Origin of the sequence: Gillisia xinjiangensis (genome assembly GCF_046298265.1) — a bacterium.
Taxonomy (GTDB): domain Bacteria; phylum Bacteroidota; class Bacteroidia; order Flavobacteriales; family Flavobacteriaceae; genus Gillisia; species Gillisia xinjiangensis.
Genome location: NZ_JBKAHK010000006.1, coordinates 249,916 through 265,190 on the forward strand (window position 1 = coordinate 249,916; position 15,275 = coordinate 265,190).

General features: G+C 37.7%; 17 protein-coding genes. 10 read left to right on the top strand and 7 right to left on the bottom strand.

Translation table 11 applies throughout. The features are described from left to right. Positions 1-29: 29 nt before the first annotated feature. Positions 30-2,543 (top strand): M14 family zinc carboxypeptidase, encoded by a 2,514-nt coding sequence (locus ACKGJN_RS12230; RefSeq protein ID WP_409539800.1) that lies wholly within the window; start codon positions 30-32, stop codon positions 2,541-2,543. 93 nt (positions 2,544-2,636) lie between these two features. On the opposite strand, the gene ACKGJN_RS12235 is transcribed toward ACKGJN_RS12230, so the two are convergent. Continuing rightward, entirely contained in the window at positions 2,637-2,972 is a 336-nt protein-coding gene (locus ACKGJN_RS12235; RefSeq protein WP_409539801.1) for a tRNA-binding protein, read from the bottom strand. A gap of 644 nt (positions 2,973-3,616) precedes the next feature. Between ACKGJN_RS12235 and ACKGJN_RS12240 the strand changes: the two genes are divergently transcribed. Continuing rightward, positions 3,617-4,177, top strand: coding sequence for a thioredoxin family protein (locus tag ACKGJN_RS12240; protein WP_409539802.1), 561 nt, complete (start codon positions 3,617-3,619; stop codon positions 4,175-4,177). A gap of 100 nt (positions 4,178-4,277) precedes the next feature. Next, complete coding sequence (locus tag ACKGJN_RS12245; protein ID WP_409539804.1) at positions 4,278-4,919, top strand: peroxiredoxin; 642 nt, start codon at positions 4,278-4,280, stop codon at positions 4,917-4,919. Between the two features lie 73 nt (positions 4,920-4,992). Here ACKGJN_RS12245 and ACKGJN_RS12250 read toward each other — a convergent pair whose 3' ends face one another. From ACKGJN_RS12250 to ACKGJN_RS12265, 4 genes are all read right to left on the bottom strand, one after another. Continuing rightward, positions 4,993-5,664 (bottom strand): VOC family protein, encoded by a 672-nt coding sequence (locus ACKGJN_RS12250; protein ID WP_409539805.1) that lies wholly within the window; start codon positions 5,662-5,664, stop codon positions 4,993-4,995. A 66-nt stretch (positions 5,665-5,730) separates the two neighbouring features. Next, positions 5,731-6,342, bottom strand: coding sequence for an LOG family protein (locus tag ACKGJN_RS12255; protein ID WP_409539806.1), 612 nt, complete (start codon positions 6,340-6,342; stop codon positions 5,731-5,733). A gap of 105 nt (positions 6,343-6,447) precedes the next feature. Next, positions 6,448-7,299, bottom strand: a complete 852-nt coding sequence (gene prmC, locus ACKGJN_RS12260) for a peptide chain release factor N(5)-glutamine methyltransferase (RefSeq protein WP_409539807.1) — start codon at positions 7,297-7,299, stop codon at positions 6,448-6,450. A 31-nt stretch (positions 7,300-7,330) separates the two neighbouring features. After that, positions 7,331-7,816: a GNAT family N-acetyltransferase gene (locus ACKGJN_RS12265; protein WP_409539809.1), complete on the bottom strand. Its 486-nt coding sequence runs from the start codon at positions 7,814-7,816 to the stop codon at positions 7,331-7,333. Between the two features lie 29 nt (positions 7,817-7,845). Between ACKGJN_RS12265 and ribD the strand changes: the two genes are divergently transcribed. The 4 genes from ribD to ACKGJN_RS12285 are packed head-to-tail and all read left to right on the top strand — an operon-like array spanning position 7,846 to position 10,994. Then, positions 7,846-8,907 carry a bifunctional diaminohydroxyphosphoribosylaminopyrimidine deaminase/5-amino-6-(5-phosphoribosylamino)uracil reductase RibD gene (gene ribD / locus ACKGJN_RS12270; protein ID WP_409539810.1) on the top strand — a complete coding sequence of 354 codons (1,062 nt, stop codon included), beginning with the start codon at positions 7,846-7,848 and terminating at the stop codon, positions 8,905-8,907. Further along, on the top strand, positions 8,900-9,505 hold the full coding sequence (locus ACKGJN_RS12275) for an HAD family hydrolase (RefSeq protein ID WP_409539811.1): 606 nt from the start codon (positions 8,900-8,902) through the stop codon (positions 9,503-9,505). The genes ribD and ACKGJN_RS12275 overlap by 8 nt, the downstream gene beginning before the upstream one ends. Then, complete coding sequence (locus tag ACKGJN_RS12280) at positions 9,502-10,377, top strand: EamA family transporter (RefSeq protein ID WP_409539812.1); 876 nt, start codon at positions 9,502-9,504, stop codon at positions 10,375-10,377. The genes ACKGJN_RS12275 and ACKGJN_RS12280 overlap by 4 nt, the downstream gene beginning before the upstream one ends. 2 nt (positions 10,378-10,379) lie before the next feature. Then, the gene (locus ACKGJN_RS12285) at positions 10,380-10,994 is read left to right on the top strand and encodes an IMPACT family protein (protein ID WP_409539813.1); all 615 of its coding nucleotides are present in this window, start codon (positions 10,380-10,382) and stop codon (positions 10,992-10,994) included. Here ACKGJN_RS12285 and ACKGJN_RS12290 read toward each other — a convergent pair. Further along, complete coding sequence (locus tag ACKGJN_RS12290; RefSeq protein ID WP_409539814.1) at positions 10,991-11,389, bottom strand: acyl-CoA thioesterase; 399 nt, start codon at positions 11,387-11,389, stop codon at positions 10,991-10,993. The two genes, ACKGJN_RS12285 and ACKGJN_RS12290, sit on opposite strands and share 4 nt — an antisense overlap. A gap of 205 nt (positions 11,390-11,594) precedes the next feature. Between ACKGJN_RS12290 and dnaA the strand changes: the two genes are divergently transcribed. From dnaA to ACKGJN_RS12305, 3 genes are all read left to right on the top strand, one after another. Further along, entirely contained in the window at positions 11,595-13,022 is a 1,428-nt protein-coding gene (dnaA, locus tag ACKGJN_RS12295; protein ID WP_409539815.1) for a chromosomal replication initiator protein DnaA, read from the top strand. Between the two features lie 69 nt (positions 13,023-13,091). Next, entirely contained in the window at positions 13,092-13,553 is a 462-nt protein-coding gene (locus ACKGJN_RS12300; RefSeq protein ID WP_409539816.1) for a low molecular weight protein-tyrosine-phosphatase, read from the top strand. Positions 13,554-13,618: 65 nt separating this feature from the next. Further along, positions 13,619-14,350 (top strand): SAM-dependent methyltransferase, encoded by a 732-nt coding sequence (locus tag ACKGJN_RS12305; protein WP_409539817.1) that lies wholly within the window; start codon positions 13,619-13,621, stop codon positions 14,348-14,350. Here the strand turns inward: ACKGJN_RS12305 and ACKGJN_RS12310 are convergent. Then, positions 14,347-15,000, bottom strand: coding sequence for a peptidoglycan-binding protein LysM (locus tag ACKGJN_RS12310; protein ID WP_409539818.1), 654 nt, complete (start codon positions 14,998-15,000; stop codon positions 14,347-14,349). The genes ACKGJN_RS12305 and ACKGJN_RS12310 overlap by 4 nt on opposite strands. Between the last annotated feature and the right edge of the window lie 275 nt (positions 15,001-15,275).

The following is a 15,275-nucleotide window of genomic DNA, read 5'->3' on the forward strand; positions in this document are numbered from 1 at the left end:
AGGGGCTTGGATAAAACCCCCTAATATTTATGAAAAATTTTATTTATATCATAGCTTTCCTGTTTAGTTTTCAGGTAAGCGCGCAGGAGAATCTCGATCTTTCCTATTACCTCCCAGAAAATGTAACTTACAACCAGGATATTTCCACCCCACAGGAAGTATTGGGTTATGTTCCAGGAACCTGGCATGTAACCCACGATTTATTGATAAATTATATGCGTACCCTGGCAGATGAATCCCCCAGGATCTCCATAGAAAACAGAGGAACCACCTATGAAGGGCGGCCTCTGCTCCTGCTCACCATTACTTCTGAAGAAAATCAAAAGAAATTAGAAGAAATCCGAAAAAATCACCTGGAATTAACCCTTCCAGGTAGCGGGCAAATTAATACCGCTGAAATGCCCATTGTAGTTTATCAGGGATTTTCTATTCACGGAAATGAAGCCAGCGGTTCTAATGCCGCTCTTTTAGCCGCCTATCATCTTGCCGCCGGGCAGGGTGCGAAAATTGAAAATTTACTGGAGAATACCGTGATCCTGTTTGATCCTTCCTTAAATCCTGATGGATTGCAACGCTTTGCCTATTGGGCCAATATCCATAAAAGCGAAAACCTTAACCCCGATCCTCAGGATAGGGAATTTGACGAGGTATGGCCAGGCGGAAGAACAAATCATTATTGGTTTGACATGAACCGGGACTGGCTGCCCGTTCAATTGCCGGAATCCAGGGCAAGAATAGCCACATTTCACAAGTGGCAACCCAATATACTTACAGATCATCACGAGATGGGATCCAATTCCACCTTTTTCTTTCAACCCGGAATTCCGGAAAGAACGCATCCCTTAACCCCGCAAATAAACCAGGATCTAACAAAAGAGATCGGGACTTACCATGCAGCCGCTTTGGACAAAATTGGTTCGTTTTATTATACCGAGGAGAATTATGATGATTTTTACTACGGAAAAGGCTCAACTTTCCCGGATATTAATGGAGGCATAGGAATTCTTTTTGAGCAGGGAAGTTCCAGAGGGCACGTTCAGGAAACCGATAATGGCCTTCTAACCTTTCCTTTTACAATCCGAAATCAATTTACCACTGCCCTTTCCACCCTTGAAGCAGCGCAGAATATGAGGTCAAAAATCCTGGATTTTCAGCGAAATTTCTATAACAACGCTAGGAATTCTGCAGGAAAAGGAGCTTATATCTTCGGAAATTCAAAAGATCCAAACTCTGCATATCACCTTGCCGAAATATTAAAACGCCAGCAGGTAGAAGTTCACGAACTTGTAGAAGACCTTCAGGCCGATGGAAAATCCTATAAAAAAGGAACCGCTTATGTAATTCCAAAGAATCAGCGTCAGCACCGGCTTGTAGAGGCAATGTTTGAAAAACGAACCAAATTTGCAGATAGTTTATTTTATGACATTTCTGCCTGGTCTTTTCCCTATGCCTTTAACCTGGATTTTAATGACAATGTTGCCCTGAAATCTGCAGGAAATAAAATTGACAGTCTGCACAAACCTGAAATGGCACCGGTGAGCAAAAGCGAGTATGGTTATTTGATGGAATGGCATAATTACTATGCGCCGAAAGCCCTGAATATGATCCTTAAAGAGGATTTAAGAGCACAGGTAGCGATGCAGCCTTTTGAAGCTGCAGGTAAAATGTACGATTACGGAACTATTTTGATCCCAATCCAAAATCAGGAATTAAATTCCACGGAACTTTTCGAATTGGTTACTAAAATCTCCAAGGAAGCCAATATAGAATTCAATGCGGTAACAACAGGACTCACCAAGGGAATATCTTTAGGAAGCAATGAATTTAGAGCCCTAAAACCTCAAAAGGTCGCGATGATTGTTGGGGAAGGAATCACTCCTTATGATGCTGGGGAAATCTGGCATTTGTTTGATCAGCGTTATGAAATGCTGCTTACAAAACTGGACACACGTAATTTAGGGAGAGCAAATCTAAACAAATACACCGATATTATTTTGCCGAATAGCTGGGGTAATGCCCTGGGCAAGACCGAAATTGACAATTTAAAAGACTGGGTTAGAAATGGTGGAACTCTTATAGGTTATAAAAATGCAGCAAACTTTTTTAAACAGAATGATTTCATGAAGTTGGAATTTTTGGAAAATGATGTGAAACCAAAAAATGTAACTTTTGAAGAACGTCGTGATTTCCGCGGTGCTCAGGGAATTGGAGGCGCTATTTTCCGCGCTAAACAGGATCGTTCCCATCCAGTCAATTTTGGATATGTGAATAATGAAATTCCATTATTCCGGGACACCACCATTTTCGTTAAAGCAGATTCTACCAGCTATAACAATCCAATTCAGTATACAGCAAACCCATTGATAAGTGGATATATAAGCGATCCAAATCTAAAACTAATCGCGAACACCGTTCCTTTTAAAAAGGTGAGTATGGGAAGAGGAAATGTGATTTTGTTCACAGATAATACAAACTTCAGGGCATTCTGGTATGGAACCAATAAGCTTTTGATGAACGCGATCTTCTTCGGGGACGAAATGTAGAAAGCGATATTTTATAAATGAAAGGGATTTAGTTTCGGAAACTAAATCCCTTTTCTATTTGCTAAACTGAATTTTTGAACTGCTGTACCTTTACTAGCCTATACGCAGTCCATTCTCTACAGGAAATCCAGGATTCAAAAGAACGATATCATTCTTAGCTCCTACAGCTCCAAGTATAAGACATTCACTCATGAAATCGGCGATTTGTTTCTTCGGAAAATTAACTACCGCTACAATTTGCTTCCCAAGAAGATCTTCTTTAGAATACCGGGATGTGATTTGCGCCGATGATTTTTTCAATCCTATTGCTGCCCCAAAATCTATTTTAACCTGATAGGCAGGAACTCGTGCTTTAGGGAAATCATTTACCTCAACAATAGTTCCCACTCTCATTTCAACTTTTTCAAAATCACTCCAGCTTAATTCCATCTGTTTATATTTATTGTTTTTAATTATGTTTTATAACATTGTGGATTATTTTTTTTGATCTCAGTTAAGAATTGTTGTTTTGATTCGTTCCTAAATAACCACAAAGCACACCAAGAAAAACGCCGAGAGCATAAAGAAAAAAAATGATATTTGAAAATGAACCAATTGGACAATTATTGAATTGAAAATTAGAAAAAAATTACTTGACAGAAGTGCCGAATGAAATGGCAAGACTTTGCGAACTTTGCGGAAACTTTGTGCCCTTGGTTGTAAAAAAGTTCATAGTTGAAAAATTCAAAAGTTAACCGCTAAACGGAAAGCCTTTTTTTTGGTAAAAAAATTTAACTACAGAAAGCTCAAGAAAAATCCGCGCATAGAAAAGAGAACTGAAAACGCGCTGGAAAAGAGAATTTCTCTGTGACCTTTGTGTAAAACTTTGCGACCTTTGCGGCTAAAGAAGGCACCTTTCTACAATTTCCTAAAACATAACCTTGTTTTTTAATGGTCATATGCAATTCGCATTTCTTCATGGGTGTTTGTATCTCATTTTAGATATGCTCATTTCATAGGATAATTAAATGTTCAATAAAGATAGAAAAACTGTGCAAACTCCTGATTGTATTGTAAATTTATCTCAAAAATTTATGTCGAAAACAGCTTCAAATATGCTCCCCCTCGGAACAAAAGCACCAAATTTCAGGTTGGTAGATGCAATTTCAAACAGGATGATGTCCCTTGAGGATCTTAAAGGGGAAAAAGGAACTGTGGTTATGTTTATTTGCAATCATTGCCCATTTGTAAAACATATAAATGATGAAATCGTAAGAATTGCAAACGATTACAGGGTGTCCGGATTCAGCTTTATAGCCATTATGAGTAATAATGTTGAAGAGTATCCGGATGATCATCCCGACCACATGTGGAAATCTGCAAGAAAAAATCATTATCCCTTCCCCTACCTTTATGATCAAACCCAGGAAGTAGCGAAAGCCTATGATGCCGCCTGCACTCCCGATTTTTATTTGTTTGACGCTGAATTAATACTTATCTACCGCGGTCAACTGGATGATTCCAGGCCTGGAAATGGAATCCCTGTAAACGGAAGAGATCTTAGGGAAGCCCTTGATGCTGTTTTAGGAAACAGAAAGGTTTATGAGCCTCAAAAACCAAGCATAGGTTGCAACATAAAGTGGAAAAATAATTAGTGGATTTCTTATAACCCCATCGATTTATTTGATATATTATTAACAGGTATTCAATTTTATATTGGTTAATTTTAGATTGAAATTTTAAAATAAAGATACAATGGGCACACTTAGACTAGGAGATAAAGCACCAAATTTTGATGCTGAAACTTCAGAAGGAAAAATAAATTTTTATGATTATTTAGGAGACAGCTGGGGAATTTTATTCTCTCATCCTGCAGATTATACACCCGTTTGCACCACCGAGTTAGGTGCGGCAGCAAAATATAAAGACGAGTTCGAAAAACGAAACGTTAAAATGCTCGCGCTTAGTGTAGATGGTCTAGAATCTCATAAAGATTGGATCAAAGACATCAACGAAACTCAAAATACCACCGTGAATTTTCCTATCATTGCCGATGAGGATAAAAAAGTATCAGACCTATATGATATGATACATCCGAAGGCGGATGATACTTTAACGGTAAGATCGGTTTTTATAATAGCGCCAGATAAAACCATCAAGTTAATGATCACCTATCCCGCGAGTACCGGAAGAAATTTCGCCGAATTATTAAGAGTTATAGATTCTTTGCAACTTACCGCATACCATAAAGTTGCTACTCCTGCAAACTGGAAAGAAGGAGAAGATGTGGTAATTAGTCCTTCAGTTTCAAATGAAGATGCTAAAAAGCTTTTCCCAAAAGGTTTCAAGGAGGTAAAACCATACTTAAGATTGACTCCGCAGCCAAATTTGAAATAGATAAGCCGTTTCAACAGCCAGGTTTTTCAAAATAAAACCAACTCCTTTCCCAGATTATTTCCCCGGAGAGGAGTTATTTTTTTACCATTTCCAAACGATCATGACTAAAAGTCACCTCGTAATTTTTATCCTGATGTTCAAATTTTATTCTGAAATCTGATCCAAAAGCCTCATCTCCTGTTGGAAACCAATCCTTAAGATTTTTATCTATGGTGATCAATAAGCCTTTATCATCACCGATGGCACAAAAATTCTTAAAATTTCCGTCAAAGACTTTCAAACCGCATTTTTGATGCAAAAACTGGTATTTCTCTTCAATAAAGGCTGTAGCCAAACCAACTTCAGCAATGCCCAAAATATTTTTTTCTGAAAAATCCGGGGATTCAGGTTTATTGAAATCTTTTCTTGAGATCAGTTCCAGAATATTGAAATCTACATCGTAAAAATAAATAGATTTGGCATTCCACCCACTAAAATCAATGATCTCATCCTCGTTATTCTTTAATATTTCCACACGGGATTTTAACCATTTTAGAGCCAGATGCTCCTGCCTGTCTGGAATATGAAAAGCGATGTGATACGGGGTGGCATCTTCACTTTCCTGAAATTTTAAAACAGAATATCCAAGGCTTACCTGGAAGGAATCTTCCTCTTCATTTTTAATTACCAGGCCCAAAGTATCCCTGTAAAACCGAAGTTGTTTCAGCAAACGGGAGGTCGATATTTCAAGTTCTTTAATTTTCATAAAAGATTTAGGGATTTATAATTTTCAAGTGCTAATGGAATAGTGAGCCCAATCTTTAGATCGAATTTAAGTCTGATTTTTATTCATCCATTTTGGAACAGGCATAGGTTTAAAATAAAGCATTTTTTCAAACAGCATTTCCATGGTTTCCGAAACCAAAACCAGGTTCATATTCTCTTCCTTCAACAAACCTTTACGAACCATTTTGTGCAGCAATTCAATCAAATCATCATAATAGCCATTAATATTTAAAATCCCAATAGGCTTTTTGTGGAGCCCAAGTTGTCCCCAGGTTAAGATCTCAAACAATTCCTCCAGCGTCCCAAAACCACCTGGCAATGCTACAAAACCATCGCTAAGATCGTGCATTTTAAGCTTTCGCTCGTGCATATCCTTCGTGGTAATTAAACTTGTTAACCCCGTATGCACAACTTCTTTGGTTTTCAGGAAATCCGGGATCACACCGGTTACTTTTCCATTATTGAATAATACTCCTTTCGCAACCTGCCCCATAAGGCCGAGTTTACTTCCACCGTAAATGAGTTCTATTTCCTTTTTGGCCAAAAAAGCTCCCACCTCATAGGCATCCTCATAAATCTTATTATCCAGACCATCACTGCTGGCACAAAAAACTGCCAGACTAAAAATATTATTTTTTGATTCCTCCATATTATTCATTTTAATCAAAAACCTCTAGGTAAACCCACAAGGTATGAATTGAAAAATACTATTAAAAAATTCGAGGCAAGCTTCGGCGAATTAAACCCTCCATGAGGAAAAAATTTAATCCCTGGTTCCTTTCAGCATTCGGTCATTCCCGAAAATATCCTTTCCGGGAATAGATTTAAAACCAGAGCAGCTTAAAACTTCAGCAGTTTCTACTCCCAAATATTGATTGATCTCAAAATACAAGCTTCCGCCCTGCTTTAAACCGGTCTCTGCTAATTTCGTTATTTTTTGGTAAAAAATTAAAGGTTCCAGATCTTTTACATACAAGGCCATTTCAGGCTCATTTTCCAGTACATTCCGGTGCATTTCCTTTTTTTCCAACTCCCGAACATAGGGTGGATTTGAAACTATAAGGTCGTATTTTTCGGGTAATTCAGTTGTTTTCAGAATATCCTGTAAAATAAAATCTACTTCTACATCATTCATACTAGCGTTGGAAGTGGCAATTTTCAAGGCCTCTACAGAAATATCAATTGCTGAAACCCTGGCTTTGGGAAGCGACTTCGCCAGGCTTATGGCAATACATCCACTTCCGGTTCCTATATCCAGAATAGAAAGTTCCTCTGTTTTTGAACTTTTGAGATCTTCCAGGATCCACTGCACCAGTTCCTCAGTTTCAGGCCTGGGGATCAAAACATTATTATTCACTTTAAATTTTAATCCGAAAAATTCGGTTTCCCCAATGATATATTGAATTGGTTCGTGTTTCAGCAATCGGAGAAGTGCTTCTTCAAACTTTTTTTCTTCAGAAGCTGATAGTTCTCTTCCGTGATCCAGTGCAAGATCAAGTCTGCCCATTTTGAGATAAGATTCTGTCAACAGATTGAAAAACGATTGTATTTCCCCGGATGGATATTCCTTTTTAAGCCGATCGAAAAATTTTGTTTTTATTTGGGAAACTAACACATTTCAGGTTTTAAAAAATTGAATTCAAAACTTATAAATCATTTAGCATCCACATGGTACAATTATAATGTCCGGTATCTCCCATAGGTTTCTCCAGGGATCGAAATCCTGTGCGTGCATATAATTTCCTGGCATGCTCCATATATGGAAGCGTTTCCAGGTAACACTGTTTGTAGCCCTCTGTTTTTGCATAATCAAGGCAGGTTTTCATCATTTCTGCGCCAATACCTCTTCCCCTTGCTTCGGGGATGAAATACATTTTTTGCAATTCACAAATACCTGGGTCTGCACCTAATAAAGGTGCTATTCCGCAACCTCCAATAAGTTTCCCGTTTTCTTCAACAACAAAATAACTCATCCCGGGATGATCATAGGTACTGAACATATCGTCCAGGGATTTATCCTCGTATGCGGTTCCAACTTTTGGTACACCCATTTCCACTAAAACTTTTCTCACAACCTCTGCAACCTGCTGATTGTCTTTTGGTTGAATTTCACGTATTTTATAACTGCTCATTTCTTACTAATAAATCCTATTTTTGTGATGTGAAGATACACGAAAAATATATAAAAAGGTGCATTCAGCTGGCTCAAAACGGACTTGGAACCACCTATCCAAATCCATTGGTGGGAAGCGTTTTGACCTATGAAAACAGAATTATTGGGGAAGGCTGGCATCGAAAGGCAGGAGAGCCTCATGCCGAGGTAAATGCTATAAAATCTGTAAAAGACCAATCTCTTTTAAAAAAAGCAACCATCTATGTGAGTCTGGAACCTTGCAGCCATTATGGAAAAACTCCGCCCTGCAGCGATTTAATCATCGCTTCGGGGATAAAGAAAGTGGTTATAGGCATTGTTGACCCCTTTGCAAAGGTTAAGGGAAGAGGAATAAAAAAATTACTGGATGCCGGATGTGAAGTCAGTGTTGGAATTTTAGAGGATCATTGCAGGGAATTGAATAAACGTTTTTTTACATTTCACGAAAAAAAACGCCCCTATATTATTTTGAAATGGGCTCTAACCGAAAATAATTTTATTGCTCCCAGCTCAAAGGAAGCGCGGGCACCGGTTTGGATAACCAATAAATATTCCAGGCAAATAGTTCACAAATGGCGCAGTGAGGAACAGGCTATTTTAGTGGGTACAAATACAGCTGTAGCAGATAATCCCAAACTTAATACCCGGTTATGGGAAGGATCAAATCCCGTAAGGATTTTACTTGACCAAAACCTTAGAACCCCAATAGACTCTGCTTTGTTGGATGGGTCGGTAAAAACCATTATCATCACTTCACAGGCTTCTAAAGACTCCTTTTCACAAGATGAAAAAGGGGAAAATGAACTGATCCTGGAGGGCATCGATTTTAAAAAAGAAATAGCCTCCCAAATAGTTGAAGTGCTTTACACTCATGAACTTCAATCGGTTATAATTGAAGGTGGTGGCAAAACCCTGCAAACATTTATAGATGCCGGCCTTTGGGATGAAGCCAGGATATTTACGGGAGAAACCCTGTTCCCGGAAGGAGTAAAAGCTCCAGCTTTTAAGGGGAAATTAGCAAGGGAACAAAATTTAGGATCGGATAAATTAAAGATTTACATCAATGATTAAAACTATTATATTCGATTTTGGGGATATTTTTGTCAATTTGGACAAACCAGCTACATACAGGGAGTTGGAAAAATATGGTATTAAAGATTTGCCTGAAGTTATCAGGGATAAAAATCTGGAGCTTGAAAAAGGGCTGATCTCTTCAGAAGATTTTCTCAATTCCTATAAAAAGGAATTTGGCCTGGACCAGAACGATATCGTAAATTCCTGGAATTCAATCCTGATCGATTTCCCTGAATACCGCTTCAACTTCATCAAAAAACTTTCCGAAGAAAAGAAGTACCAACTTATTTTGCTAAGTAATACCAATGAGATCCATATTGAATGGATTATAAAGAACGTTCCCTTTTTCGGGAAATTCAGGAACTGTTTTGATGCATTTTACCTTTCACATGAGATAAACTTAAGGAAACCGGATTCCAATATTTATGAATTTGTACTGAAAATGCATAATCTCAGTCCTGAAAATTGTTTGTTTATTGATGATACCCAAGAAAACACGGAAGCGGCTTCAGCAATGGGAATACAAACCTGGAACCTAAATCCTGCCGGAGAAGATATTATTAACCTGTTCTCTATTAAAAAAGATTTATTTTGATCTATCTTCTGCTTAGTGTACTTGCCTCAAGTGTAATTTTCGTCATCTTCAAACTTTTCCAAAGGTTTGAAGTAAACACGATGCAGGCAATCGTGATAAATTATTTTTTTGCCTGTCTGGTTGGATTTTTCGGCTTTATGCAAAAAACCGAAATTTCCCTTATCCCAACAAAATTATGGTTCCCCGGCACTTTAATCCTTGGAGCGCTGTTTATTATCGTTTTTAATCTGGCAGCGATTACCACACAACGCAGCGGACTTTCAGTAGTAGCCGTAGCAACAAAAATGTCGGTGGTTATTCCGGTAATTTTCGGAGTAATTCTTTATAAAGAAAGTACAGGAATTTTAAAAGTTACAGGGATTATCCTTGCTTTAATAGCGGTTTATCTAAGTTCTATAAAAACCCGGGAAGGCATCGCCATCAAAACAAAAAACCTGATATTCCCTCTTTTGGTTTTCCTGGGCAGCGGAATTATAGATACGATGATAAAATATCTGGAGACCTCGTATGTTGCCAAAGATGATGTAGCACTGTTTTCAACCACCATTTTTGCTATTGCCGGCACCATAGGAATTTCTATTTTAGCAGGACAGGCCGCCCTGGGGAAACTTAGAATTACCGGTAAGAATATTTTGGGCGGAATCGTACTTGGAGTTCCAAATTATTTTTCCATTTATTTCCTTGTCCTGGCATTACGAAGCGAAGGCTTTGAAAGTTCAACCGTTTTCACCATCAATAATGTAGCAATTGTCCTTGTTTCTACACTTCTGGGGATAGTTTTATTCAAGGAACATTTACTACGAAAAAACTGGATAGGAATCATCCTGGCGATTATCAGTATTTTACTGGTAGCAAACAGTTTAAACTTTTAATTTTGAAGGACACCTATAAAACTATTGTAAAACCAAGTAATGAGGTCCTTTTTAAGGATAAAAATTCCAAATTTTTTGGGTATGCATTTCCTGTAATTTCCGAAGATGAAGTTAAAGTACATCTGGAGGATTTAAAAAAGAAACATCATCAGGCGCGACATTGGTGTTATGCCTGGCAAACTGGAAAGGACGAAGAACACAGGCAGTTTAGGGCAAATGATGACGGCGAACCCTCAAATTCTGCAGGAATGCCAATTTATGGCCAGATACAGTCCTTTGATGTTACCGATATTCTGATGGTGGTTGTGCGATATTTTGGAGGGGTGAAATTGGGGGTTGGCGGATTGATTAGGGCATATAAAACGGCTGCCCAAATGGCGTTGGAAAACAGCAAAATCGTAAAAAGAACCATTGATGAAAATTTTGAGATCCATTTTGATTACCCGGAGATGAATATCGTAATGAGGATTATTAAAGAATACGATCTTTCTATCACGAGTCAAAATTTGGGGTTGGACTGCAAAATTTATATTTCGGTACGAAAGAAAGAAGCCGAGAATATTTTTGAGAAATTCCAGGCTGTCTATAAAGTGGAAATAAAAAAAATTGAGGGCTAGTTTTTTATTTTATTAAGAATAAATTCCGGACATCGAATAGGTCTTTTTGTTTCAGAATCCATAAAAACCAAAATAGTATAAGCGGTAGTTATAAGTTCATCGTGTTGGTTAAAAACCTGATAGGAAAATTCTATTTTAACACGTGGCAGCTCCTTGAGTTGTGTTTCAATTCTCAGGACATCATCAAAGTAGGCGGGTTTAATAAATTTCGTATTCAACTCATAAACAGGTAACATGATCCCCTCCTTTTCAAGTGATTTATAGGATACTCCCAATTGATCAAGCCAGTCTAAGCGGGCAATCTCAAGGTATTCTGCATAATTCCCATGGTGCACTACGCCCATTTGGTCGGTTTCGGCATATCTAACTTTAACAAAAGCATGATGTCTTTTCATGAAATATTTCGGGTATTATTTAAACAGGTTTTGTACTTTCATAGCTGAAATCAAGTATGCACAAAATTTTCTTAAAATTCAAGACCTAAACCGTTTTTTTATTAGATATTTTGTTCACATATTTGTTCCACAGAAAATTTAGACAGAAACATTGTTTTTCTAAATTCAAGTAATCTACTAACCGACAAATAACCAAATATAAAGCATGTCAAAAACTGCGCAATCAGTTTGGAATAGCTGTCTAGCTTTTATCAAAGATAACATAACCCCACAAGCCTATAAAACATGGTTTGAGCCGATACAAGCAGTAAAACTTACCGATTGTGCGTTGAGCATTCAAGTTCCCTCTAAATTTTTTTACGAATGGCTGGAGGAGCACTATGTAAAACTGCTAAAGGTCTCCCTAACAAAAGAATTGGGTGAAAAAGCGAAACTGGTGTATGTTATTAAGATGGAGAATACCTACGGCAACAAACTGCCTTTTACCGAAAAAATCCCAAGCACCCAACGAAGCCATATGGCTTCACAGGAAGTAGATGTACCTGTTAAAAATAAAAATCCGGAACTACGAAATCCCTTTATAATTCCAGGAATACGGAATGTAAAGATCGAATCACAATTAAATCCAAACTATAATTTTGAGAATTTCCTTGAAGGAGATTCTAACAGACTTGCAAGATCTGCAGGGATGGCTGTTTCCAATAAACCTGGTGGAACTTCATTTAATCCCCTGCTCATTTTTGGTGGAGTAGGTTTAGGAAAAACACATTTAGGCCACGCCATTGGAGTTGACATAAAAGATAAATACCCTGAAAAAACGGTTTTATATATCTCTGCGGAAAAATTTACCCAACAGTACATTGAATCGGTAAAGAAGAATAACCGAAATGATTTTATTCATTTCTACCAGATCATCGATGTTCTTATCGTGGATGACATTCAGCTTTTATCCGGAAAAGCGGGAACTCAGGATGTGTTTTTTCACATTTTTAACCACCTGCACCAAAACGGTAAACAGGTTATTTTAACAAGTGACAAGGCTCCTGTAGATATGCAGGATATCGAGCAAAGATTGTTGTCCAGATTCAAATGGGGACTTTCAGCAGAATTGCTTCATCCCGACTTTGAAACCCGGGTATCCATAATACAGAGTAAACTATATCGGGATGGTGTTGAGATGCCGATAGATATCATCGAATTTTTGGCCAACAATATAAAAACAAATATCAGGGAACTGGAAGGAGCTATAATTTCGCTTATTGCCCATTCCTCATTTAACAAGAAAGACATTACCCTGGAACTTGCTAAAAAGATCGTAGACAATTACGTGAAAAACACCAAGCGCGAAGTCTCCATTGATTTCATTCAGAAAATTGTAAGCGATTATTTCCAGATGGACGTGGAAACACTTCAATCCAAAACACGGAAGCGACATATTGTTCAAGCCCGTCAATTGGCGATGTTTTTCGCCAAAAAGTTCACAAAGGCATCTCTGGCAAGTATTGGAAGTCAAATAGGAAAAAGAGATCATGCCACTGTTCTTCACGCCTGTAAAACAGTAGATAATCTCGCTGCGACAGATAAACAATTTAAGAAATTTGTTGAGGATCTTAACAAAAAACTGACATTGTAACTCCTGTAAATAAGTTAAGCAATAACTCCTGAACCTTTGGGAGAAAAATAAAAAAACAACAAAATACATATGAAAACCAAAGTTTTGATGGTGTGCCTTGGAAACATTTGCAGATCACCATTAGCCGAAGGAATTCTAAAATCCAAACTGAATACGGATAGTGTTCATATTGATTCTGCCGGTACCGGAGATTATCATATAGGCGATCCTCCCGACCCAAGATCCATTGCTATTGGCAAAAAATATGGTCTGGATATCACCAATCAGCTTGGAAGACAATTTGAACCTGCAGATTTTGATCGTTTTGACCACATCTATGTGATGGACAATTTCAATTTTTCTGATGTGATTTCCCTGGCAAAAGATGAGGAACAAAAAAAGAAAGTGAAACTTATTCTTAATGAGGTTTTCCCGGGAGAAAATGTAGATGTTCCCGATCCTTACCAGGGAGGACAGCAAGGTTTTGAAAATGTTTACCAAATGCTGAATGAAGCCTGTGAGATCATCGCAAAAAAATTAGAAGAGAAATAAATCAATTCCCCCAGAAGAACTCCAGGCGTAAGAATCCGGATTTCTTTAAGCAATCCATCTAAAAAATGTCACAAAACCCTTTTCAATATTCCGGTAAATTATATTTGATCCCAACAACTTTGGGAACCTCAAATCCAGAAGAAGTCCTACCGGCGAGTATTAAAGGAATTATTGAAAAGATAGATCATTATATAGTTGAAAATGAAAAAACCGCCAGAAGGTCAATAAAACAAGTAGATCAGGAAAAAAATCAATCTTCATTAAAGCTTAGTCTTCTTAATAAATTTACAGATCCTGCGGATTTAAGCAGCTTTTTAACTCCATGCAAAGAGGGCATTAATGTAGGCTTGCTTAGCGAAGCGGGCTGCCCTGGAGTAGCAGATCCCGGGGCCGAAATCGTAAAGCTTGCTCATCAAACAGGAATACAGGTAGTTCCATTGGTTGGACCTTCTTCAATTTTACTGGCTATGATGGGAAGTGGAATGAACGGGCAAAGTTTTACATTTAACGGATACCTTTCTATAGATAAGAAAGAGAGAAAACAAGAGCTCAAAACCCTGGAGCGAATTTCAGCTGAAAGAAATCAGGCGCAGCTTTTTATTGAAACACCCTACAGAAATAATAATTTACTGGAGGACATGAAGCAAATCCTGAATCCTGCTACCAGACTTTGTATCGCATGTGACTTAACACTTCCTTCAGAATTTATTTTGACCATGAGCATTATGGACTGGGATAAAACAAAAGTAGACCTTCATAAAAGGCCTACTATTTTTATCATTCAAAAAGATATTTAAACTTTAAGACTTGCTTTGGCTTTTCGTTCAGGTTTAACAAACGAGGTATCGTAGCCCTCAAAACGTTTCATATAATAGCCAATAGTAGTGCCAAAGGCATCACTAAAGGCATTGGCTCCCCAACTTCTTAAATATTTTTTCACACTACCGGGACCGGCCAAATGAGCTGCTGCCAGTATTCCGGATTCGGTAATGGTGATTCCATTGATCTTTTTACCGGAAAAACGTTTTATGTCCCTGATCAGTATCCATTTATTCCTGGATGCATTGGCATAAAAAGCGGATTCCTGAAGTTCCGGAGAATTTAAGAAATTTTTGGTGTTATAGATTCCAATTAATTCCAGGGTACCTTTTCCAAACTGGTACTTCCCCATATAACCAAATTCATTTACAACCTGATAATCACCACGGGACTCCTTAAAAGCCACTGCTTCCTTGAAACCTATATAAGATTTCCCCAATTGGGGAACAGCCTTTAAAGGCAATTCCAACAAAAGACTGTCGCTAAAAGCACTTACAGTATATTCTATACTATCTAAAGAAGATGTTTTATACATCTCTAAATTTGCAGCCTCTTTAGTTGAGAAACTAAAAAATAAACACCCGGCTACAACAGGCAAAATTGAAAATTTTGCAACTTTCCTTTTCATAAAATTTTGATTCTGAGAAGCAAACCGTCAAAATGACCCTTCTCAATTTCGCCGTGCAAAGATACAATAATTTTTATTAAATTGATTTACAGGCTGTTAATGATTTCCCAACTATTTTTCTAAACCCTTAGAGCCAGGTTTTACAGTTTTAGGGCTAAAGGAAAATGTGAGAAAATTAGCCGAAGACTTCTAATGAAGATTACAGTTTTTCTCCCGCTATAGAAATAAATGAATTAACTTATATACCATACTAAACCTATAATTAAAATTGAAGA